Genomic DNA, 23,191 nt, shown 5'->3' with positions numbered 1-23,191 from the left:
CCATTTTTTTTACTAATCGCCGCATCCCGCACCCTGCACAAACAAGGCCGTTCCGCGTCTTTCATAAGTAATGTTGGCCGACTGACAAATCAAATCCAGCTGTTGGAACAGGGTTAGCCCGTTCAGATCGCCCGTAAAAAGGCAAGAATCGGTTGAATCGTTTTCGAGCACGATATCGATTCCGTAAGATTTTTCAAGGGCTGAGAAAACATGCTTAACCGGGACTTCGGAAAAAGTAAAGCCATGTTCGGTTTCACTAACCGGAATGACCAGCATCGGATTTTCAATGATGGACAACTCTATTTTTTTGGATTTTTTATCAAAAACAATTTTCTGATTAGGCGTCAAAATCACCCCATTAGGGTTAACAACATTCTTGGCCGTTCCCTCGTAAACGGACACGCGCCCTGTTTTCACCTGCACTTCCACAGACGCGGATTCATCATAGGATTTGACTGTAAAACTGGTCCCAAGCACTTTCGTCATCAATGTGCCCGTGGAAACGATAAAGGGCTTAGCCGGATTTCTTTTGATTTGGAAAAAAGCTTCGCCGTGTAAATAAACAAGCCTGTTTTTCTTCCCGAAATGTTCCGGGTAACTAATGCTGCTATTCTTTTGCAAGATCACAACACTGCCGTCCTCCAACGGGACATTTTGGGATTTGCCTGATGTATTTTTGATTTCAATTACACTGTCATTGGGTAAGAAATCAGGCCCTGCGACGGTTTCAGGCGTGTTTTTATTTACAAAAAAATACCAGAATCCGATCACAACCAGCACAGACGCCGCCGCTGCCAGAAAAGGCTTCATGCGGATCAAAATCGGCTCACCGATTGTATCAGCGATTATCTTTTTCTTAATGCGCTTCCCAATGGCTTCTTTTTCGTCCTCGAAAACGGGCGTTTCTTCCAAAGGATTATTTTTGAAATGATCCAGAATAAAATCCTCTTCTTCCTGGGTTTGCTGCCCGGCAAGATATTTTTTTAAGGTTTTCTGGAAATCGTATTGATTCATTTGCTAAGGGTAAGGTCTCAATTATCCGTCTGATAAATCCAAAGATTGTCTTTCAGGACTTTCAGGGACTTGGTAATGTGATATTCCACGGCTTTTTCTGAAATGTGGAGTTCTTTGGCAATGCTCTTCACCGATTGATTTTCAAAGCGGCTCAGTTGAAACACGCGGCTTGTTTTTTCCGGCAATTTTTTCATCGCCTTGTCAATGGCTTCGGAAAGATCATTGAATTCAATGTTCTCCTCCGTCGTCGAAATCTCATGCATCTTGTTCAAAAGCACATATTCCTGATATTTCCGCCAGGTAATCTGCGATTTGATGTGATTCACAATCAGATATTTCAAAGCGATGACGAGGTAGGAACTTAGGTGGTTAATTTTACTTTCCAGCCTTCTTTTCCAAAGACTTTCAAACAAATCGTGCACCAGTTCTTCCGCTTCTTCCCGAGATCCTGTCTGATGAAATGAAATGCAAAACAACTTGTACCAATAACGGTCATAGATCTCCTCGAAAGCGCGTTTATTGCTTTCGGAAAGCTGAATTACCAGTTGTTCATCGGTAAATATTGGCTTCATCTGATCCCTGAATGTGGCCTCGATTGGTGGCTGCAAAGTTATAGTCAAGGAACCGGCATTAATCCCTAAACCATTTTATAAAATTTTTAATAATTATAAAAATACGCATTTCGCAGATGGTTTTAATCACATGGGGCAAGTTGCGATTGGGGGAATGGAAAGCGCAATAGGCGATAGTGGATTTCGGATTCTTAAAAAATTAATATTTGGCATTTTACAAAATGTTTGGTCGGCATCAAACTTATTCCTAATTTTGGCCGGCAAATAACAATAGTTTATTTGCTATGAGCACAGACCCATCCAAAGTCCTCTTCGAGGCGCTAACGTACGACGACGTTCTTCTAATACCTGGTTATTCAGAAATTCTGCCTCGCAACACAACAACAAAAACCAAGTTAACCCGTAACATTGAGCTGAACATTCCACTTGTTTCCGCTGCAATGGATACCGTTACCGAATTCGATCTGGCCATTGCCATGGCGCAGGAAGGCGGGATCGGGATTATTCACAAAAATATGAGCCTGGAAGCTCAGGCTGAGCAGGTTAGGAAAGTTAAACGCTCCGAAAGCGGTATGATCCTCGACCCGATCACGCTTTCAGACACTGCAACATTGGGTGATGCGCACCAGATCATGCGCGAATTTAAAATCGGCGGAATTCCCGTTATTGACAAAGACCACAAGCTGATCGGCATCCTGACTAACAGGGACTTGCGTTTCGAAAGAGAAATGGCGAAACCTGTGACGGACATTATGACCAAAGACAAGCTGATCACCGCTTCCGATGGGTTGTCACTGGACGACGCGGAGAAAATTCTTCAAGAGTACAAAATCGAAAAACTCCCCATCGTAGATTCGGAATACAGACTGACGGGTTTGATCACGTATAAGGATATCCTGAAACGCAAATCGCACCCGAACGCATGTAAAGATGAGTATGGCCGCCTGCGTGTAGGCGCTGCGGTGGGTGTGACAGCTGATCTTTTGAAAAGAGTTGAAGCATTGGTTAAGGCTGGTGTAGACGTAATCAGTCTGGATACCGCTCACGGACATTCATTTGGTGTGATCGAAGCATTGAAATCCGTTAAAAAGCAATTCCCAAAGCTGGACGTGATCGCTGGAAATGTGGCAACGGGAGAAGGAGCGAAGGCTTTGGCAGATGCGGGCGCGGATGCCGTGAAAGTGGGGGTTGGTCCGGGAAGTATTTGTACGACACGTATCATTGCGGGAATTGGTGTTCCGCAGCTTACTGCTGTGATGTGGGCAGCGGAGGCATTGAAAGACACAGATGTTCCGGTTATCGCAGACGGCGGAATTCGTTTCTCCGGTGATATGACTAAGGCACTGGCTGGCGGAGCAAGCACGATCATGATCGGATCCATGCTCGCAGGAAGTGATGAAGCGCCGGGTGAGATCGTCATTTATGAAGGGCGGAAATTCAAAGCATATCGCGGAATGGGTTCCGTTGAGGCGATGGAAGATGGTTCAAAAGATCGCTATTTCCAGGATGCAGAGGATGATGTGAAAAAACTGGTTCCGGAAGGAATTGTTGGCCGGGTTCCTTTCAAAGGCAAAGTTTCCGAGATCGTTTACCAAATGGTTGGAGGCTTGAAAGCTGGAATGGGTTACTGCGGAGCTGGCGACATTGCATCCTTGCAAAAAGCCCAGTTCGTAAAAATTACATCAGCCGGTGTAAGAGAAAGTCATCCACACGATGTAATGATCCAAAAAGAAGCACCGAATTACTCGTCGAAATCGTAAGCGGCTTTCGGCTTTCAGCAATTAGGTTAAGCGTCAAAATAAAATGGCTCGCAACAACATGTCGCGAGCCATTTTATTTTGATCTAGTAGTATACAACCCGACTGCTGAAAGCCGACCGCCGATTGCCGAAAGCCCTACGCTACATTCGGCTTTGCAAATCTGCTTTTCAGATATTGGTAAATCATTGGGAGGATTGAGAATCCGATAATACCAAAAATTACAAGCTCAAAGTTCTTTTTAACGATTTCCATATTTCCGAAGAAATAGCCCAATAATGTAAGCGAAGGCACCCACAGCACCGCACCGATTACACAATAGACAATGTATTTTGAGTAATTCATACTCCCTGCACCTGCAACGAAAGGCGCAACAGTACGAACGATCGGAATAAAACGTGCCATGATCACAGTGCTTCCACCGTGTTTTTCGTAAAATGCCTCGGTTTTTTCAAGATATTCTCTTTTTAAGAACAGAATGCGTTCTCGTTTCTTGATCTCACCCCCGAATTTTTTACCCATAAAATAATTGACATTGTCGCCCAAAAGCGCCGCAATGATCAGGATAACGATAATAAGCCAAACATTCAGGCCGGTTCCTTCATTGGCAGCAATGGCTCCCGCAGCAAATAGAAGCGAGTCGCCTGGCAGCAGTGGCATGATGACGAGGCCGGTTTCCGTGAAAACAATCAGGAACAGGATCACATAAGTCAACGTGCCGTATTGCTCGACAATGTTGAACAAATGCTTGTCCAGATGGAGGAAGAAGTCAATGAACTGCGTTAGAAATTCCATAAATAATTTTTGTTAACAATATATTTGATTGAACTGAAACTACTTGGAATCGATTTTCCACTTTTGCTTGGTCTTGGCATTCAGGAAGTGGTTGAATGTATCACCACGAAGACCGAGTCGGATTGTCTCGAGGGGAATGAGCTCGCTGGGAGCAATGTTTCCCAGATTTACATTGGCGCCCAAAAGTTTTACAAACCAAACCTGCTGTGATTTTTGAGGAGCTTCCCAAAGCATATCTTCAAAAGCGATTTCTGTCAAAATTTCTTCGACTAATCCCTGACGGACTTCGCCGCTTGCACGAAACAAACCAACATTACCAGACTCGCGTGCTTCACCGATCACTTTCCAGGCACCGGCCTGCAATTCAGATTTGATCAGTTGGATCCATTTGTAAGGAGGAATGATTTTGTTCTCATCTTTGGAACCAACCTCGGAAAGAACGGTAACCTGCTGGGCCAGCGTGCGGATGTATTCACATTTCACGTCCTGGTTCATTTCTATTGACCCATCCGAAACTTCGGCGTATTTTAATTCATACTTATCCAGTAATTTCCGGTAATCCTCGAACTGGTTTCTTACCACAAAAGCTTCAAAAAGCGTCCCGCCGAAATACACCGGAATGTTCGCATTTTTATAAACAGCCAGTTTTTCATTCAGATTGGGACTCACAAAAGAGGTTGCCCAGCCTAATTTTACGATATCAATATAGGGTGCAGCAATGGATAGCATATCTTCCGTTTCCCTGACACTGAGCCCTTTATCCATTACCATGGTGATCCCTTTTTTTCGGGGCTTTTCAGAACGGGCAGGAACTTGCGATAACGTAAAATTCATATATGGGTATGCTTTTATCTCTGGCAAAAACTTCGGCAAAGGTAGTGATTACCTTTGATACGCCGCAATGAAATCCACATCATCGACTCTTTTAGACGTATCTTTCTATGATAATTACTATTTTTAGAATATCTCATTACAAACGATCAACTTATCATTTTGAATGGATCCACAAGCTAATCCGTCCTACTTGCCGCCGAACAGCCGGATTGAATTATTACTGCAATTAAAAGGAAAACACATGACCGGGAATTTTTCCCCGGTTGCAAAATGGTTGAATGGCAGACTCATCGATATTTCGGAGGGAGCGATGGAGATCGAGTACGAAGTCCGGGAAGATATGTGTAATCCAATGGGCACATTGCATGGCGGAATAGCGTCGACGATTCTGGACGATATTGTTGGGACAATGGTTTATGCGCTCGGAAGGGAATTTGCTTTTACTTCTGTGAATCTCAATTGTGATTTCTTAAATCCGGCATTACCAGGTGAAATTCTTACTGCAAAATCACAAGTGATCCGCACAGGGAAAAACATTATTCATGTGGAAGGCCAAATTTATAAGGCGGATGGGCGTATTGTGGCCAAATGCACAAGCAATATGATCCAGACCAGTTTTAAAATTCCAGCCGCAACCGCCGACTAATGTAGGCGCGGCATATCTTTGTGTTATGGAAAAGCAATTTAATAATTTGCCGGAGCGTCGGCAGGAACAGCTCATGGCCTTTGACCGACTGTTGACCATTATGGACGAGTTGCGGGAACAATGTCCCTGGGACAGGAAGCAAACAATGGATACATTACGACATTTGACGATTGAAGAGACTTACGAGCTGTCCGATGCGATCCTGGAAAATGATTTGCCTGAGATAAAAAAGGAGCTGGGAGACGTTTTGTTACACATTGTTTTTTATGCCAAAATTGCTTCTGAAAAAGTCGATAACAGGGTTCAGTTTGACATGAAGGATGTTTTGGACGGTATCGCTGAGAAACTGATTTCCCGACATCCGCATATTTACGGCGATTTCGTGGCTGAGGATGAAGAGGCTGTGAAGCAAAATTGGGAAAAGTTGAAGTTGAAGGAAGGGAACAAATCTGTTTTATCAGGTGTCCCTGGTTCACTGCCTGCGCTGGTAAAGGCCATGCGCATTCAGGAAAAAGCCCGGGGCGTTGGTTTTGATTGGGATGAGAAACAGCAGGTTTGGAATAAAGTAGAAGAGGAGCTTCAAGAATTTAAAGAAAACTTTAATATCGAAAAGCACGAAGTGATTGACCAGAAAGAAGCAGAAGGGGAGTTTGGAGACCTGTTATTTTCTTTGGTTAATTATGCAAGATTCGTAGACATTAACCCCGAAACAGCGCTGGAACGTACAAATAAGAAATTTATTCGTCGGTTTCAATATTTGGAAGAAGCCTCCAAAGCGGATGGTAAAGTGCTGTCTGACATGACCTTGAGCGAAATGGATGCTTACTGGAATAAGGCAAAAACAATAGGTGTGTAAAAAATATTTTATTTTCAGTGACCATATCAAAATGACTGCGTCTAAACAGCGTGTTGTTTGTGAACCACGGGATTCTTTTCGATATTGATCAGGATTTTGGTGAAGGCGGACAGCATTTGGTTTATTATTCATCAAATAAAGTCACTGAAATGTTTTTAGAAGAACGAGTTGAACAATTAGAGCATTTAGCTGTGGACCAAGGCAAGCAAATCGAAATCATCGCAACCGGACTGGCAACGCTAACTACGGAAGTTAGGGATGGCTTTGCTTACGCAAAGCAAAAGTTTATAGCCGATGATGAGCGTTTTGAGAGAATTGGGCTAAAGTTCGATCAGTTTGATACACGCATTGGTCGTGTGGAAATAAGATTGGATAAAATGGAAGGTAAAATAGATAAACTCGAAACAAGAGTTGGTAGTCTTGAAACGAAAGTTGATAACCTTGAAATCAAAATGGACAAACGTTTCGATGCAATGAATCAACGTTTCAGCGAGATGAGCCAGCAATTCGGTGAGCTAGTCACCCTTATCAAACGACAATAAATTTTTTAATGTCTTCCCACCACATCGTAAAGGAAAAGCAGGAACCGGCGTTGATAATCGCCAATGGCGAGGCTTGTAGTGAAGAACTTTTGGGTCAGCTTCTGGAATGGAGCCCGTTTATCGTTGTTCTGGATCATGCCATTTATAGAGTGCTTGATCTAGGCATCAAAGTGGATGTCTGGATGGGCGACTTTGATCAGCAACATGATTTTGATGCGATATCTGAAAGGCAACACCCGATCGAGATAATCAGCACACCGGATCAGGAGAAGACAGACTTGGAGAAAGCAATTGATTTCCTGATAGAAAGGGGTTTTCCGGCCGCTAACATTGTGTGGGCAACCGGTCGCCGTGCCGATCATGCGATAACAAACATTACCAATATGGTGCGTTACAAAGAACACATCCGATTGGTAATGTTTGATGATTATTCCAAAATCTTCCCTTTATCAGGCACTTTTGAAAAATGGTATGTGGCAGGAACGCCCATTTCGCTTATTCCGGTCGGCGTGGTGGAAGGAATTGAAACCAGCGGATTGAAATACAATTTATATGACGAAACCCTGACTTTGGGCCACCGCACCGGAAACAGCAACGAGGCTGCGGTGGATGGAATGGTCAGGGTTTCGGCTAAAAAGGGCGACCTTCTGATTATGGAATGCTGGGATCTACATTGATGCCTGCTTCGTTTCTTTTGACTCTACATAAAAATTCCTGTCCACGGTTAACGTTTTGATGCCTTTCGTTTTCAGGTTTTGCCAGCTCGCTGTTGGATAAAGGAATTCGTCTTTGCCCCCGATTTTAACCTTAACAGGCATATCAAAACCCTCGATCACATTCGCCCAGCGATATTGGAGGCCTTTACTGCCAAACGAATATTCAAAAACAGGGATCTTCACATCGCGTAAATACTGGTCAAAAACCTTAGAAATATTCCTTCCTGCATGGTCGCTTATGTAAGCTTCTATTTGTGATCCGTCAACAGTTTGGTGGTAGAAAGTTTTGTTTAATCCACGGAGAATCTGTCGCCATTTTTCATCATCATTTACGATTTGCCGGATGGTGTGCAAAATATTTCCGCCTTTGTAATACATATCCTTAGAACCCTCCTGATTTACACCGTATGTTCCTACAATAGGAATGTCATTGGCAATCATTGCCCTTGTCCCTATCACATAGTCGGCACCCGCCTCTTTGCCAAAATAGAATTCAGTGTAAAGATTTTCCGAATAGTTCGTAAAGCTTTCATGCACCCACATATCTGCCACGTCTTTGTAAGTAATGTTATTGGCAAACCATTCGTGGCCACTTTCGTGAATAATGATAAAATCCCACTTTAAGCCCCAGCCTGTGTTGGACAAATCTTTGCCCAGATAACCCATTTTATAACCATTCCCATAGGTTACTGAACTCTGGTGTTCCATTCCGAGGTAAGGCACCTCAACCAGTTTGTAACCATCTTCATAAAAAGGATAAGGCCCAAACCAGTGCTCAAAAGCCTTTAACATCTGAGGTGCCTGCTTAAATTGCTCCTTTGCTTTTTCCAAATTCTGCGGCAGCACGTAGTAACTCAACGCCAGATCGCCTTTCTCACCTTTATATGTTTCTTTCCAACTCACATAATTGGCAACATTCATATTCACCCCGTAATTATTGATCGGATTTTGAACCGCCCAGTTGAATGTATGCGTGTTATCATTATTTTCAACCACTGACCGCAACTGACCATTTGAAACATCCATCATGTTTTTCGGAACGGTGATGCTGATGAGCATGCTGTCCGGCTCGTCGTACATATGGTCCTTGCACGGCCACCAAACGCTGGATCCCAAACCTTGGCAGGATGTGGAAATGATCGTATTTCCCTTTCCGTCCGGCACCCATTGCACGCCTCCGTCCCACGGCGGGCGCTTCGCCAATCTTGGCTTACCCTCATAGAAAACCTCAATGGCTTCCGTTTTTCCCGCCTGTTGCTTTTTTGTTAATGTAATAAAAAAGGCGTTGCCATCCCGCTTGTAAGTGAGCGACTCGCCATCCTGCGTAACCTTCGTAATTTGAAGCGGTTCCTGTAAATCGATTTGAATGGTCTGCTGCGGTTGCAAAACCTTGTAAACGACTTTTGTGGAGCCGGTTAAGGTGCTGTCTTGTGCATTCGGGTGCACGCTTAAATGATAGTAAGTCAAATCCCACCAAACCCGTTCCGGCGTGATGGAGCCTCTTAGCGTGTCGGCGTGGGTGAATTTAGTGTTCTGCGCCCACGTTGCGCATGAAGCCAGCAGTAAGAGGCAAACGAATGTTTTCCGCATTTAAAATGTGTTTCTTAAAGTGATTATATCAAACGTTATTTATCCAGAATTTCCATGTCATTCAGTTCAGGGCCGCCGCCTCTGTTCGCTGATCCCGCGGCTATGTAGATTTTCTTATTAAGCGAAACAGCCTGCGTGCCGTGGCGTCCCTGATGCAATGAGGGCAGCTTTTCCCATTTCTGGGTTTGTGTATTAAAGGCTTCCACCTCATTATGCGCCTCTACATGCGCGTCGCTTTCTCCGCCAATCACAAGGATTTTATTACCATAAACAACCGTGGTGTTACCCGCTCGCAGCGTAGGAAGGTTATTAGCCGCATCCATCGTCGACCATTTGCCTGTCTTGAAATCATAAACATCCACTTCCTTAATAACCGTGTTCAAGACCTGATTAATTCGCGCTGTCGACAAACGGCCACCTGCAACATATAATTTGTTGTCCAAAACAGCCACTTGAACGTGATCTCTCGGTCTGGGCGCATCCGGAAGTGTTTTCCAGGTGTTTGTTTCCGGATCAAATTCGTCGAACCATGTAACCTGTCCGTCCCAATGCCCATCCTGAATGCCGCAAACCAGATATATTTTGTCATTCAGAACGAATGCTCCTGCTGCGCCCCGCAAGCGGTTTTCGGGGATGGCCGCGCCTTTACGCCACTCGTTTTTGATTGGGTTGAAAATGTAAATGTTGGGAATTGGCGTTTCATGTGGATAACCGCCCGTGAACGCGCCCAGCACATAGATTTCGTTTTTATAGGTAACCGCCTGAAAATGGCTCATTTCCAAAGGCGTCTCTTTCAAATGCGACCAGGAGTCTTTTTTGAAATCGTATTCATCAACTGGTTTTACGCCTCGCCCGCCCAGAAGATAGAGCTTTCCATTTGCTGTAGCCATTGCATTCTCGTGCCTTTTTTCAGGCAAATTTTCAGGTTCTGAAACTTTCCAGATCTGCGCATTCACAGGAGCAACAAGCAAGCTTAGGGCAATCAGGAATATGAAGGTTCTTAGAATTGCGTTCATTTTGATTCACGTTAGATGTGGGTTAGGAAAGTATTTGATTAAATACTGAGCTGAAATATGCATCAAGGTACAAACATATTTTATAAATCAGAAAGACCAGCACAGGGCCGGTCTTTCTGTCAATTTCAGTAAATAAAATGTTAATTTTTGCTGCTTAATTCCAGTGCAGGGCTTTCAAAACCCAGTTTTTTAAGCCCCGTCTGCACATCCGGATCTTTCATAAACAGTTTCCAAAGCAGACCAGTCCTGTAATTTTCTATCATTACAATGATCGGCCCCTGATCTATGGCCAGATGCGATTTGGCATACCAGTTTTGGCTTTCATTAAAGGCATCCGTAAACCCATATTCACTCCATATTTTATCACCTAGATTTTCATAAAAATGCCTCAGCGCTTTCATGGATTGCTCGGGTGTATAAGGAAATGAGGCAAGGGCAGCAGTCGGGGTGATAGTACCGAAATCGTTTGTGGGAGAATGCGCATTATAACCATTATAAGTATCGCTGGCTGTCAAACCCCAGCTATTTTCTCCATAACCCTTGAATTTGCCCGGATTAGCGACACAATGTTTATAATTAATAAGTGAGTGATTGACATTTTGCTCCCAGTAATCGGCATACTGGTCTTTTAGTTTTCTTGGGTCCAGGCCCAGGAATGAATAATGTGCGAAAAAAAGCGGCCCGCCATATTCAAATCCCAAAGGCAGTTTGACACCGTAATATTCTTTTCCATTTTTGAAATGATCACTTTGCGCCCAGCATTTATTATAAACCTGCGCGGTAATGGGATAGCGGGGCGAAGATGCCGCCAGGACGTAAGTGATTAATGTTTCATTATAACCTCTCAATTCAAAATTCATGGCCCATCCATTATTTGGGCTCCAGTGCCAATACAATTGATTTGGATTTCCTCTCGTATACCAATCCCATTCGGCCTCGCTCCAGATCCATTGAATGCGGTTTCTCAAATCCCTTTCCACGTCATTATCCCGGTCAAAATATTGTCTGGCGGCTAGCATTCCCTGGAAAAGGAAGGAAGTCTCCACCAGGTCGCCACCGTCATCTTTACGGCCGAAGGGCACGATTTTACCTGTTGCACCATTAAGCCAATGCGGAAAAATGCCGTGGTAATGGTCGGCTTTGGATAAGAATTTCATCATTTTCAAAAGCCTCGCCGCAACAGAATCTCTTGGCTGCCAGCCTCTTTCTGCCGCCACGATCATGGCCATAATGCCGAATCCCGTTCCTCCGGTGGTCACCACTTCGTCGCCATAGTCGAAGGCAATGTTGCTCCGCTCGCGTGACATGCCGCTTACAGGATGTCCAAATTCCCAGAAATAACGGAATGTTTGCTTTTGGACTAATTCAAGTAATGCTGTATCGGATAGATTTTTCGGCCTGTCTGCCGGATTGAATATGGTTGGTTTGCTGGCCGGGCTTTTCTTTTTCTGCCCAAAAGCATTGTTTGCGTGAATGAGCAGGAAAAACAGGCAGGAAAGGTAATAGCAGGATATCTTCATGATTTCGTTGATTAATTTACTAATTGAGGTTTGGACTGCTAAATCCAAGTTTTTTCATGCCGGACTTAATCTCAGGAACACTCATAAAAAGCTCCCAAGGCAAGCCGCTGCGATGATTCTCGATCATAATAATGATCGGTCCCTGGTCAATAGCCAGGTAAGAGTCTGCCACCCATTGCTCTTTGACGGAAAAGGAATCGTAGAAACCGTATTCACCCCAGAGCTGGTCGCCAAGTTTGTAATAAAAGTACTTTAAAGCCTGCATGGACTCGTCTGGCGTGTAAGGGAATGAGGAGAGTGCAGCAGTTGGTGCTATTACGCTTTTATCATTGGTGGGCGAATTGGCATTATAACCATCGGGAATATCACAGGCAGTTAATCCCCAGGAGCGGTCGCTGTATCCGAAGTCCATTGGATCAGCCTTGCAATAATTGTAGTTGATAAGCGCATGCGCCTTATTTTGGGTAAAATAATTTGTGTATTGATCCGTAAGATCGGTTGGGTTCAGCCCAAGAAATGAATAATGCGAGAAAAATAGCGGACCTCCGGATGGTTCGCCAAGGGGAAGCGTCAGTCCATAGTAAGAGCTTCCGTTCACAATACCTCCATCATTGGTCCAGCCTTTGTCATAAACTGTTTTAGGAATGGAATGTGTCGGCGACGAAGCTGCCAGCGCGTATGTGATCAGGCATTCGTTCCAGCCTTTGATCTGATGGTTCATTTCCCATTTGTAATCGGGGCTCCAATGCCAGTAAAGCATATTCTCACTTCCTTTCCTAAACCAATCCCACTCAACGCCTTCCCAAATTGTGTTAATATCTTTTCTCAAAGCGGTTTCGGCAGGAGTTGAGGCTGAGAAATATTGTCGGGCCGTCAACAACCCCTGAATCAGAAAGGAGGTTTCGACGAGATCGGCGCCATTATCTTTTTGACTGAAAGGAACCACAGCGCCGGTTGCGCCATTGAGCCAATGTGGAAAAGCGCCGTGAAATTTCTCCGACTTGTCCTTTAAGAAAGTTACTATTTTCTGCATTCTCTCCAAACCCTGTTCACGCGTGATGAACTTTCGTTCTATGGCGATTGGAATAGTCATGATCCCAAAACCACTTCCGCCCGAGGTCACAACGTCTCCCGACGAATTCCGCTCCCGCGCAAGTCCGCTAACCGGATGCCCGAAATCCCAGAAATACTTGAATGTTTGCTGCTGGACAAGAGTTAGGAGCTCGTCATCAGATATCAGAGGAAACTTATCCGTCGAATCCCGTGAGTCAGGAGCTGATCCTGACCCTTTGTCCTTTTTATCACACCCAAGTAGAAAAAGTATGAGCAATAAAAAGCCGTGCTTAAAAAAGCTTTTGGTCATGACATTTAATTTTTGGGATAGAAAAAAGGGAGAGGAATTTGTAGTTTCCTCTCCCTTGAATGTTACATTTTCTTTGTAAAAATTTCCGAAATTTCCGCGTCGGTGAGCGCTTTGGTATAAACCCGGAATTGATCAAGCTTGCCGGTGTAATGCAGCATCCAGGCGTCGGCAGGGGCCTTTATGCCGATGTGCTGTTGGAATCCGCCTAACACAAACTTAGAAGCATTGGTCATTTTCAATGGTCCAAAAGGCGCTTTATCCTTCATAATGTTAGTCACAGACTCAGCAAGCGGCAATTTTTTTCCATCCACGTAAGCAGCAAATTTGGAAGTTGTTCCATCATAAGTGTACGCAACGTGCTTCCATTTGCCATATGCATTTGGCCATTTATTCAACCCATTCGCATTCTTTGTTCCGTCGAAGGTGATCCAGTTGCCTGCAAAGTTGAATTTGACAAGCATGGAGTCACTTTTGGTATTATTTCCTTCAATGATCATAAAGGTGTTACCCCAAAAATCCTCCGTGTTAGGCAACATAAAAACGCTTTGTGCGCCGCCGTCGTGCTTGGCCGTGTTCATCCAGAATGCTATCGTAAAGCTTTCCATAGTTGCCAGTTTGCCAGCAGAGGCATATTCTATTTGTCCCGTTGCAGATCCCTGATAAGCTTTTCCGCTTACTCCTTCGACGTAGGAAACGCCGGTTGCAGCTCCGCGACTGCCCCAAATGCTGTCGGTTGCGACGCCTTCGAAAGCCCAGAGACGTTGCAGTGGACCGTTAAACGAGGGATCATCGTCAGAAACCAGAACCATTTCCGGTCTGTCAAAATTCTGGCAGGAGAAAATTGAAACGGCTAAACCCAGAATCCATAGCCGGGATGTTATATTTTTCATTTCAATACGATTAATGTTGATCAAAAAATGTAGTTACCTGACTATCAATATTCCGGATTTTGAACCAGCACACCACCAGATTTGTCAATTTCGGGACGGGGGATCGGCAGATAACGGTTGCGGTTTTGGTAAAGGTTTTTCCCCGCTACGCGCAACACATCTGCCGCGATTCCCCAGCGGACAATGTCAAAGAACCGCTCGTTTTCCATTCCCAGCTCCACGCGTCTTTCTTTGCGGATTGCTTCTCTTAACTGCGCTTGATTCCTGGTAACCACTTTTGGCAAAATAGCCGCATTATTGCCCCGTGCACGGCCCCGAACCATTTCCAGCCAGGCCAATGCATCCGTTATATTTTGCTCACCGCCGACCTCAGTCGCCGCTTCGGCAGCCATTAGCAACACATCTGCATAACGGATAATGCGCACATTCATCCATTGCCCGAAACGGCTGGCTGTGGCGTCCCGCGTTGCCGGGTTTGTGTACGCTTTCTTGTTCCAGTACGCTCGGGGAATGCTTGTCGAAGCAGGCGGCACATTCTCGTTGTACGGCGTGTTAACCTGACCTGAATAAAGCAATGTTGCATCTTTTCTTGGGTCACCTTTTTCAAAAGCGTCGGCTAATGATTTATTAGGCGTATTCCAGCCCCAACCCAAATCCCACGCTCCTGATCCTCTCACGCCCTGATGCATTGCATTTTCAATGCCCAGAGAAGTTTGTGTAATGGAGTAAAATGCTTGCAGCTCAAATACAGACTCGGAATTGTTTTCGCCCGTTTCCCGGAAAATACCTGCGTAATCACTCACCAGTGAATATTTAGCAGAAGAAATCACCTGTTTTGCAGCTGCCAATGCGGCTGGCCAGTTTTTACGCCATAAGTGTGTCTTGGCATGCAGTGCATAGGCAGCGCCGCTGGTGAGGCGCCCAATGTATTTGGAATCCCAGGAAAGTGGAAGAAGTGCAGACGCTTCCGTTAAGTCGGCATCAATTAAGGCAAATATTTCATTGACCGGAGATTTGGGGATATTAGCCTGGGCCGATTCAAGCACTTTGAAGTCAATTTTAGGGACATCGCCGTAAGTCCTGGCCAGATTAAAGTAGGCATAGGCGCGCATAAACTTTGCTTCCGCCTTATTAACCAATGTTCCGGCATCTGTTGCACCAACCGAATCAATGTCGGCAATGACTGCATTTGCCGCGATGATCAATGCATAATGGTCAGACCAATAGCTGTTTAGCAACCACTCATCTTGTGTATATTGAAAATTATCGTAAAAACTCTCCTGCGCCACACCGTCTGTGGTCGAGCTTCCTTTGTCGGCATCGTCCGAACGAAAATTGTGGATAGCCAGATAAGGCATCGAAGAAACCCCAAAGCTGCGCATTTTAGCATACACACCAAAAACCTGACTATCAAATGAGCCTGCGGGAATGTCCTTTTCAACGTATCTTCCCAAAGGCTCACGATCCAGGAAGTCGCTGCAGCCGGACAGAACCAGCAGGCTGAAAACCGTCAGCACGGAGATTTTATTTATTAATTTACTTTTCATATTTTAAAGAGATAAGATTTTAGAAATTCAGATTGATACCGAATGTGTAAATGACAGGAACCGGGTAAGTCCCATTGTCCACACCAAAAGCAGTTGTATTACCTCCGATTTCAGGTGTAAATCCAGTGCTGTTTGTAAATGTTTTCAGGTTTTGCGCATTAACGTAAAGGCGCAGGGATTTCAGCCGGAGGTTTTTAAGCGCTTGTGACGAGAAATTGTATCCCAGCTGCACATTCCTGATCCGAAAGAAACTTCCGTCCTCAATCCAGTAAGATGAAGGCAGATAATTGTTGGCCCGCGATGTGTTCAGGACCGGCTCCCAGTTGGAAGTTCCCTGCCCGTTCCAGCGGCCCAATCTTTCCGTTTGGTAATTGAATTGCGCAAATGTGCTGCGGTTCCACTGCCGGAAAATTTCGTTTCCATAAACGCCGTTCAGATCAACGCCTACGTCAAAACCTTTGTATTTTGCTGAAACAGAGGCGCCGTATGTGAAATCAGGTGTCGGATTTCCGATTAATGTTCTGTCAGCCTCTGTGATGAAGCCGTCGCCATTTACATCCTTATATTTGATGTCTCCGGGCGAAACTTCACCGATTGAGCTTACAGGGGATTTGATAAATTCAGCTTCCGACTGGTATATACCGTCATGCACGTAACCCCAGAAATAACCGATCGGGAAGCCTTCCGTTGTCCGGGAAGCGCCGTTGATAATATCGTAACCTTTGGTTGAAAGCTTTTGAACTTTGTTATTGATCGTGGTAAAATTACCACTGATAGAGTAGGAAAAATCGTCTGTAACATCCTGGTTCCAGGTTGCGGCAAATTCGAATCCGTGGTTCTTAACTTCTCCAAGGTTGCTTAGTCCTGGAATCGTGCCGGCTATACCGGGCACAAGCACCAGAATGTCTTTGGTCAGTTTGTTGTAATAATTAGCCTCAAACGTCAAGCGGTTTTTCAGCATGTTGAATTCGACGCCACCTTCATAGGCCAGCACTTTTTCCCAGTGCAGGTTAGGGTCGGCAATGTATTCGTTTTGAAGCCCGGCAACAATGTTCTCACCAAAAACACCTGAATTAGCGGCGGTAAGTGTTGGATAGGCAGGATATCGGTATTTGTCGTCAATATTTTGATTACCCAGAATACCATAAGATCCCTTAATCTTCAGATAATCGAAAACGCTCTGGTTTTTGAAAAAATCCTCCTCACTAACCACCCAGCCTAACCCCACCGCACCGAAATCCTGCCATCTGCCGCTGCCCAGGAACGCCGAACTTCCGTCTCTGCGATACGATGCATTAACCAGATATTTGCCTTGGTAATTGTAAAGGATACGTCCCAAATAGGATAATGTTGCTGATTCCCAGGCTGATCCCGCACCCGTTCTGGTCGCTGCATCTCCTACATTGTCTGTATACCAGAAACGCGGATCATTCGGGATCGGGAAACTGCTTCCTTGTCTTACCGTGGAAGATGTTTCTTCAAAACCTCTGTAGTAAGTGGTTATACCGCCTAAAACAGTCAAGTCATGATCACCGAAAGCTTTTTTATAGGTCAGCAAATAGTCTTGCTGCAGTTTCGGGAAAATGTTTTGTTTTTGATTGACAACCGTTTGTCTTACAACCGCATCCGTTTTATCCTCACCCACAATCTCAGGGTTATATGTATTTACAAGAGGCTGGTAATTGCGTATGGTGTTGAAACCGTAATCTGCATATAATGATGCTCTGAAAGTAAAGTCTTTAAGAAATGTCAGTTCTCCGTAAATGCTTCCAACAGCGCGATATTCTCTCAAAATCTCAGTACGCTTTTGCAATTCAACGTCAACAAGCGGGTTATTCACCTGCGCTCGCTGGAAATCAGGCAACGTGTGATAAAGGCCGTATTGGTCGTTGAAAACCGGGGCGATAGGAGCGGCTAGAATAGCGCCACCTACGTTTTTCTTTTTATCCCCAAACGGCGTTGCACGGTAACCGCTGAATGTCATACCAAATTTCAGGTTCTTGTTCACCTGAAGTTCGTCGTTGATGTTCAGCGTTAGTTTGCCGTATTTTTCGTGTTTGATAACTCCCTCTTCCTGCACAGTTCCTATGCCCATGTAGAAGCGGTTTTTCTCAGTAGCGCCCGAAATGCTGATGTTGTTATAGTTCAGGAAGCCATTCTGGAAAATCTGATCCTGCCAGTCGGTGTCGCCTGTCCAGTTTGTATAGTTATATGGCGCGCTTCCCTGATTTGCAAGCTGTTCGTTATAAAGCTCTTTAAACTGGGCCGCATTGGTCATGCTGATGCGATCCGAAACCTGCTTGATACCGACAGATGAATTGAAATTCACATTCAACTGACCTGCTTTTGCCTTTTTTGTAGTAACCGCAATGGCACCATTAGCACCTCTTACCCCGAAAATGGCCAGTGAGGAGGGATCTTTCAAAACCTCAATGGATTCAATATCGGCAGGGTTGATGAAGTTTATGTTGTCATTCAAAATCCCATCTACAATGTATACAGGCTTAACACCATTGATCGAGTTCGTTCCCCGGATACGCACATCCGGTTCTTCACCGGGGCGACCTGAGTTTACAACCGACAGACCAGCCACTTTGCCCTGCAACGATGTAATGGGGTTTGCAGAAGGCTTGTCGGCGATTTCTGCGCCTTTAATGGTTACGATGGATCCGGTAAGATCCCTTTTGCTGGCCGTACCATATCCAATCACGACCACTTCGCCAAGCGCTTTGGCATCTTCTACCAGAGCCACATTGATTGTTGTTTGGGTGCCTACCGGGATCTCTTGTGCAGTCATACCAATCATGGAAAATACCAGAACAGCCTGTGAAGACGGAACCTGAATGGTGAAATTTCCCTCGGCGTCGGTTGGAACTCCCGTGGTGGTTCCTTTGATGAGCACGCTGGCCCCGGGAAGTATGGAGCCGTCAGAAGCTGACGTGACTTTTCCTGACACACTAATTTCCTGCCCATAGCTTATAAAGCCGCCGAACAGGAAAACGATCATGTACAGTAATCGTACAATAGTTTTCATTAGGTTATAATTTGGTTGATTGAATTATTATAAGATTTAATTGTCTTCAAATTTAAGTTCCAAGACAACCAGTAATCAAATAAAGGACTACATCACCACTACATCAATGAGAATAATGCAAGGAAATTTAGAATAAAAGAAGGTTTTTAGCGGATTAGTACAACAGACTTAAATATCCATCATGAACTGGACAAGATTCGCATCCATACCCAATCCCAGCTTTTTCCGCAGACGGTAGCGCTTTATTTCTACACCTCTGATCGATATTCCCAGTACGGGGGCCATCTCTTTGGTAGAAAGGTTCATGCGCAGGCATGCGGCCAGGCGCAGTTCGGAAGGGGAGATGCCCGGGGCAATTTGGCGCAGGCGCTTGAAGAATTGTTCGTGGACTTCGTCGAAATTTTGTTCAAAAAGCATCCAGTCATCTTTTCCGGCTACATTTCGCTCGATACTGTGAAGCAGCTTCTGGTAATGAATGTTCGGGAGCTGCTGGCCCATTTCGGCTTTTACTTGTTTAAGCTCGTCGCGGATTTCTTCCAGGATCTCATTTTTTCGCACAACATTGATGGCAATGTTGCTGAGTTGCTGGCTTTTACTCTGAATGTCGCTTTGCAATTTTTCATTCTGGATCTGCATGATTTGCCTTTCACTGGCGAGCCGCTGCTGGCGGAGTTTTTCCTCCTGTTCCTGCATCAGTCTGTTTCGATGCCTGCGAAGACGCTTTTCCTGATAAAGAATTAACCCAAGAAAAACGAGTCCTATTAATGCAATGAAGAGGATCTTGGCAAACAAGGTCTCGCGCCAGTAGGGCTGCACACTAAAATTGTAAGCTGTAATGCGATCATTCAGGCTGCTTTTAACTTCGAAAACATACTTCATGGATTCCAGGTTGGTAAACTCTACAAAATTCTGGTCAGTCCATTCGGACCATTGATCCGAAAGGCCGCGAAGCCGGTATTTATATTGCGTGCTTTGTCCATAAACCGGCAGCGCAAAGTTGATGCGCAACGATCGTGCGTTCGACGGAAGCGCGGGCCTTCCTGAAATGCTGAACGATTGGGACAAATTTCGAAGGTTAGCAACCTTCCTTACAATTGGCGATGCAGGTGGTTCAATGTTTTTAGCACCAGAGGAGCGATTATACAAAGCATAACCATTATCCAGACAGAAAAAATAATAGTCCTCTGACACCGGAATGATGGTTTCACTATTGCGAATAAGCGCCAGCGGCAGATTATGAACTTGGTTGTCAGATGCGTAGTAGGTGATCCTGTTGATAAAAACTTTGAACCAATCACCATTAACGCCCGCCCGGACTTTGAATGCTTCGTCTTCGTCTGTCTGAGCAAAATCGGTGGACGTTTGTAACTTGTTATTTGAATTCGGTTCAAGAAAAACGGAGCCGGAACGAACATATAAGCGATTTTTCCATTGCATTATTTCCACCGCAAATTCGCCGGGCAAATCGGCAGGCGCTTTGAATTCTTTCCATTGATAAGCGGAATCCAGCGCAGGTGTCAGTTTTGCCATAAACAAACCTCGATATGCGTGCCCAAGCCAGAAAGCGCCTTTATGATCCCGGACAATCTGCCTTACCGGAATGGGTGGAACGCCTTTAACGGGATAAGCGTAAGTCCATAATTGCTGGGTATTTTTTTTATAGACGTGCAATCCATTATAGGAACCCTGCAATAGCAGCGCCTCATTCCCGGACCTGATTGGCAACATCACCCAGCCACCCGTAATGTTGGACAGCTTGGTAATCCCTTTTTCGTCAATGCGGTAAGTGGCATCATTGTGCCCGCAAATGAGTTGATCGTCAAAAACCTGCAAGTTCCAGGTTTGCCCTTCCAGGCCGGGGACGGGCTGAAAGGGTTGTGTGGAAAGCCATTTTTTTACAAAAACCCCTTTGTTTGATCCCACATATAGTTTGCCCCGCCAAATTGCCGCCGCATACGTAGAGCCGAGCGGATTATCATTGGTTTGGTAGGAAATAACGGGCGACGACATTTTAATCATATCAATTCCCTGATCCAACCCAATCCAAAGCTGGTTACGCCGGTCCTCGGTCAGTGCGAGAACGGTGTTATTCTGTAATCCCGTTTCTTTGTTGAAATGATATTTTAGCTTTCCACTCTTCTCAATGACATACACGCCCGATTGAATTGTTCCAAAAACGAGGCTGCTGTCCTGCTTGAGCATGATAGCCCTGTTGATAATGTTCGTTTTCAGTTCTTCCGAAAGTGGAATGTTCCAGGGTGTAAGCGAGCCGTTTTTCCATAAAAACAAACCGTGTTTAAAGGTTGTGAACAGGATCTGGCCATTTGAAAATGGCAAAATGGCGGAAACAATAACCGATGAAAGCGGCTCTGTTCCGACAAGTTTTTCAAATTTCTCACCTTTAAGCTCGTATAGGCCTTTTCCAATGGTTGGCAAGAAAAGCCTGTTCTGTACAAATCTCAAAAACATAAAATTCCCGGGCGTTTTCAGCTCAATGATGTTTTGACCATCGTAGCGATAGATGCGGGAGAAGGATTGAAAATAAATATGTGCGGATGTTTTGGTAATGTGCCAGATCTCCTCCGTTTTCAGGCTGGCGAAGTTGGCTCGCTTGCTGAGGGAGTAATATTTGAGTTGCCCGTCCCATTCTTTTTTCCAATAACCAAACTCCGAGAAGCCGCCCACATAAATGCGCTGCTCCCGGGAAACATTTTGTTTCAGGACCTTCCCCATAAGCGCATTCGGAACAGTTTCATCGCAAAGCACTGTCCTTACTATCTGCCTGTCGGGCAAAGGATAAAGCTTCCAGGCCGCTCCGTCGTATTCCATGAGGCCATCCGAATTTGCGGTATAAATGATTTGATCAGAAGTTTGATCAATCGCCCAGTTCTGGTTGTGCGCCTTGTAAAGTGAAGAAGAATAATTGGTCAGCGGAGGGGTTTCCTGTGCCTTTGCGCCGGATATAATTACAGAGAAGAGGAGTAAGGCCGCCCATAAGTCAGCCTTATATTTTTTAGTTAAATGTAAAGATGGGTAGTGTGTCATGTATTTTAACGCGCTGTTCGCTATTGAAAACTATAACGTCAATAAATGAAAAAAGTACTTTCTCTGATCCTGCTTTCATCTTCTGTTGCTATGGCGCAAGTCAAGTCATCCGATGATAATTTGAAAAATGATATTCGCTACAATCTTAACGATTCCGGCTCACATTATGTGAAATTCACTTTCACCAATCAGACCTGGCTTCGTTTCGACGAAAGCAACCCCGGAACTACGGTTTTGGGCGATCCAAAATCCAGCACTTTCGACATTGGCTTACGCCGGACCCGCGTGCAATTATTTGGCCAGATCACCGACCGGATATTCTTCTACACGCAATTTGGCATGAACAATTTCAATAAGGTAAGCGCATTCCCTGCCTATAACAATGCCGGTACACCTAGTAACCGCAAAATCGCAGCTTTTTTTCATGACGCTTTGGGAGAATACGAAGTGCAGCGGAAGGGAAATAACTTTATCCGTTTTGGTGGTGGTTTAACCGTGGTTAACGGTCTTTCGCGTTTTTCCCAACCCAGCATAGGGACCATTATGACAATGGACGTTCCCGTTTTCGCACAAGCAACAGTGGATCAAACGGACCAGTTTTCAAGGAAATTGAGTGTTTACAGCCGTGGTCAGGTTGGTAAATTAAATTACCGCATCGATGTTGCTGATCCTTTTCCGATTGAAACCAATGGAGCCGTGCCGCCAGCGCCGGGCCTGAATTCAGTTTTTGCACAACGTAAAAATCACAAGCAGTTTCAGGGTTTAATGATTTACAACATTTTCGATACAGAAGACAACACCACACCAGGGTATATGACCGGAACCTATCTCGGCAAGCGCAAAGTTCTGAACGTCGAAGCGGGCATTATTTCTCAGAAAAACGCGACCTGGCGCAGGGAAAATGCGGATACGATTTACAATAATATGACGCTGTGGTCTGTGGCAGCATTTATGGATATGCCTTTGGATAAAGATAAGGGAACGGCCGTTTCGGCGTATCTGGGCTATTTCAGTACGGATTATGGCAAAGGTTACCTGCGTTATAATGGAACAATGAATCCCGCAACGGGCACTACACAAGCGATTCCGGGCGTGGGCGCTACGCACGGCAATGCTTATCCGATGTTCGGAACGGGGAGCGTTGTGTATGCGCAGGCTGGTTACAAGTTTAAGGACGGATTACTGGGAAGTCAGGGTACATTAATGCCTTATGCATCATTGCAACGCGCTGATTATGAGCGTTTGCAAGATGCTTTGAATGTATATAATGTTGGGGTAAACTGGCTTATCAAAGGACATACCGGCAAAATCTCACTCAACTATGAGAACCGCCCGGTTTACCAAGCCAGCGCGGTAGCCAATGAACTCGATGCTTACACGCGCCGGGGAACATTCGTGCTGCAATATCAGATTTCGATTTAATGTGTTTTAAATAAAAAAATGTCATCAATGCA

19 protein-coding genes are annotated in these 23,191 nt (G+C 45.0%); 7 read left to right on the top strand and 12 right to left on the bottom strand.

Going from position 1 to position 23,191, the window contains the following annotated elements; all coding sequences use genetic code 11:
* Positions 1 to 12 precede the first annotated feature (12 nt).
* Entirely contained in the window at positions 13 to 1,014 is a 1,002-nt protein-coding gene (locus MUK70_RS19925) for a FecR family protein (protein WP_234654831.1), read from the bottom strand.
* A 17-nt stretch (positions 1,015 to 1,031) separates the two neighbouring features.
* Positions 1,032 to 1,586: an RNA polymerase sigma factor gene (locus tag MUK70_RS19920; protein ID WP_234607756.1), complete on the bottom strand. Its 555-nt coding sequence runs from the start codon at positions 1,584 to 1,586 to the stop codon at positions 1,032 to 1,034.
* Between the two features lie 13 nt (positions 1,587 to 1,599).
* Here MUK70_RS19920 and MUK70_RS19915 point away from each other — a divergent pair, with 13 nt between their 5' ends.
* Positions 1,600 to 1,854 (top strand): hypothetical protein, encoded by a 255-nt coding sequence (locus tag MUK70_RS19915; protein WP_244784478.1) that lies wholly within the window; start codon positions 1,600 to 1,602, stop codon positions 1,852 to 1,854.
* Positions 1,855 to 1,870: 16 nt separating this feature from the next.
* Positions 1,871 to 3,346 (top strand): IMP dehydrogenase, encoded by a 1,476-nt coding sequence (guaB, locus tag MUK70_RS19910; RefSeq protein ID WP_234607755.1) that lies wholly within the window; start codon positions 1,871 to 1,873, stop codon positions 3,344 to 3,346.
* 135 nt (positions 3,347 to 3,481) lie between these two features.
* Here guaB and MUK70_RS19905 read toward each other — a convergent pair whose 3' ends face one another.
* Positions 3,482 to 4,138 carry a DedA family protein gene (locus MUK70_RS19905; protein ID WP_234607754.1) on the bottom strand — a complete coding sequence of 219 codons (657 nt, stop codon included), beginning with the start codon at positions 4,136 to 4,138 and terminating at the stop codon, positions 3,482 to 3,484.
* A 39-nt stretch (positions 4,139 to 4,177) separates the two neighbouring features.
* The gene (locus MUK70_RS19900; protein WP_234607753.1) at positions 4,178 to 4,972 is read right to left on the bottom strand and encodes a phosphosulfolactate synthase; all 795 of its coding nucleotides are present in this window, start codon (positions 4,970 to 4,972) and stop codon (positions 4,178 to 4,180) included.
* A 163-nt stretch (positions 4,973 to 5,135) separates the two neighbouring features.
* Here MUK70_RS19900 and MUK70_RS19895 point away from each other — a divergent pair, with 163 nt between their 5' ends.
* Genes MUK70_RS19895 through MUK70_RS19880 form a run of 4 tightly spaced genes read left to right on the top strand, consistent with a single transcriptional unit; the run spans position 5,136 to position 7,693 of the window.
* Complete coding sequence (locus tag MUK70_RS19895) at positions 5,136 to 5,618, top strand: PaaI family thioesterase (RefSeq protein WP_234654827.1); 483 nt, start codon at positions 5,136 to 5,138, stop codon at positions 5,616 to 5,618.
* A 25-nt stretch (positions 5,619 to 5,643) separates the two neighbouring features.
* Positions 5,644 to 6,474, top strand: coding sequence for a nucleoside triphosphate pyrophosphohydrolase (gene mazG / locus MUK70_RS19890; RefSeq protein WP_234654825.1), 831 nt, complete (start codon positions 5,644 to 5,646; stop codon positions 6,472 to 6,474).
* Between the two features lie 59 nt (positions 6,475 to 6,533).
* The gene (locus tag MUK70_RS19885) at positions 6,534 to 7,016 is read left to right on the top strand and encodes a hemolysin XhlA family protein (protein WP_234654823.1); all 483 of its coding nucleotides are present in this window, start codon (positions 6,534 to 6,536) and stop codon (positions 7,014 to 7,016) included.
* 8 nt (positions 7,017 to 7,024) lie between these two features.
* Positions 7,025 to 7,693: a thiamine diphosphokinase gene (locus MUK70_RS19880; RefSeq protein ID WP_234607749.1), complete on the top strand. Its 669-nt coding sequence runs from the start codon at positions 7,025 to 7,027 to the stop codon at positions 7,691 to 7,693.
* On the opposite strand, the gene MUK70_RS19875 is transcribed toward MUK70_RS19880, so the two are convergent.
* The 8 genes from MUK70_RS19875 to MUK70_RS19840 all read right to left on the bottom strand — a co-directional run bounded on the left by MUK70_RS19875 (position 7,685) and on the right by MUK70_RS19840 (position 21,737).
* Positions 7,685 to 9,322, bottom strand: coding sequence for a M1 family metallopeptidase (locus tag MUK70_RS19875; protein WP_234654821.1), 1,638 nt, complete (start codon positions 9,320 to 9,322; stop codon positions 7,685 to 7,687). The two genes, MUK70_RS19880 and MUK70_RS19875, sit on opposite strands and share 9 nt — an antisense overlap.
* A gap of 35 nt (positions 9,323 to 9,357) precedes the next feature.
* Positions 9,358 to 10,338 carry a Kelch repeat-containing protein gene (locus MUK70_RS19870; RefSeq protein ID WP_234654819.1) on the bottom strand — a complete coding sequence of 327 codons (981 nt, stop codon included), beginning with the start codon at positions 10,336 to 10,338 and terminating at the stop codon, positions 9,358 to 9,360.
* A 140-nt stretch (positions 10,339 to 10,478) separates the two neighbouring features.
* On the bottom strand, positions 10,479 to 11,858 hold the full coding sequence (locus tag MUK70_RS19865; protein ID WP_234654817.1) for a glucoamylase family protein: 1,380 nt from the start codon (positions 11,856 to 11,858) through the stop codon (positions 10,479 to 10,481).
* 19 nt (positions 11,859 to 11,877) lie between these two features.
* Positions 11,878 to 13,221: a glucoamylase family protein gene (locus MUK70_RS19860; RefSeq protein ID WP_310590008.1), complete on the bottom strand. Its 1,344-nt coding sequence runs from the start codon at positions 13,219 to 13,221 to the stop codon at positions 11,878 to 11,880.
* A 62-nt stretch (positions 13,222 to 13,283) separates the two neighbouring features.
* Positions 13,284 to 14,111: a LamG domain-containing protein gene (locus MUK70_RS19855; RefSeq protein WP_234607745.1), complete on the bottom strand. Its 828-nt coding sequence runs from the start codon at positions 14,109 to 14,111 to the stop codon at positions 13,284 to 13,286.
* A 44-nt stretch (positions 14,112 to 14,155) separates the two neighbouring features.
* A complete protein-coding gene (locus tag MUK70_RS19850; RefSeq protein WP_234654815.1) occupies positions 14,156 to 15,658 on the bottom strand; it encodes a RagB/SusD family nutrient uptake outer membrane protein in 1,503 nt (500 codons plus the stop codon).
* Positions 15,659 to 15,677: 19 nt separating this feature from the next.
* A complete protein-coding gene (locus MUK70_RS19845; protein WP_234654813.1) occupies positions 15,678 to 18,692 on the bottom strand; it encodes a SusC/RagA family TonB-linked outer membrane protein in 3,015 nt (1,004 codons plus the stop codon).
* A gap of 168 nt (positions 18,693 to 18,860) precedes the next feature.
* Positions 18,861 to 21,737, bottom strand: a complete 2,877-nt coding sequence (locus tag MUK70_RS19840) for a triple tyrosine motif-containing protein (protein WP_234654812.1) — start codon at positions 21,735 to 21,737, stop codon at positions 18,861 to 18,863.
* A gap of 45 nt (positions 21,738 to 21,782) precedes the next feature.
* Between MUK70_RS19840 and MUK70_RS19835 the strand changes: the two genes are divergently transcribed.
* Positions 21,783 to 23,159, top strand: a complete 1,377-nt coding sequence (locus tag MUK70_RS19835) for a hypothetical protein (RefSeq protein WP_234654810.1) — start codon at positions 21,783 to 21,785, stop codon at positions 23,157 to 23,159.
* Positions 23,160 to 23,191: the final 32 nt, after the last annotated feature.

It is taken from the genome of Dyadobacter chenwenxiniae, assembly GCF_022869785.1.
GTDB classification, from domain to species: domain Bacteria; phylum Bacteroidota; class Bacteroidia; order Cytophagales; family Spirosomataceae; genus Dyadobacter; species Dyadobacter chenwenxiniae.
The sequence above is the reverse complement of the archived record's forward strand: the minus strand, read 5'-3'. Positions and strand labels throughout refer to the sequence as shown.